The 212-nt window shown below is 37.3% G+C and carries 1 protein-coding gene; it reads right to left on the bottom strand.

Features of this window, described 5'->3' with window-relative positions; translation table 11 throughout:
- Positions 1-212 (bottom strand): DUF3316 domain-containing protein (locus H5084_RS19435; RefSeq protein WP_182692251.1); only part of this gene is annotated, 212 nt, incomplete at both ends.

Raw genomic sequence — 212 nt, 5'->3', positions numbered from 1 at the left:
CTGATAACGATTAATTTTTGACGTAACTCATTCGCAGATAATGTGTTAAGTGAATCGATGTAATCGAATCCAGCATCATAAGCCGCTGCTTTATCTGTGAAGGCATCAGTGCTGAATGTTTTGTCTGAATGCACAACTTGTGATGCTGCAAAAACGCTTGAACTGATTAATAATGTTGCTGCTAGTGCTGATACTGTGGTTAATTTTTTCAT

Source organism: Psychromonas sp. SR45-3 (genome assembly GCF_014163575.1).
Classification (GTDB): domain Bacteria; phylum Pseudomonadota; class Gammaproteobacteria; order Enterobacterales; family Psychromonadaceae; genus Psychromonas; species Psychromonas arctica.
This window is presented reverse-complemented; position numbering and strand designations above follow the sequence as displayed.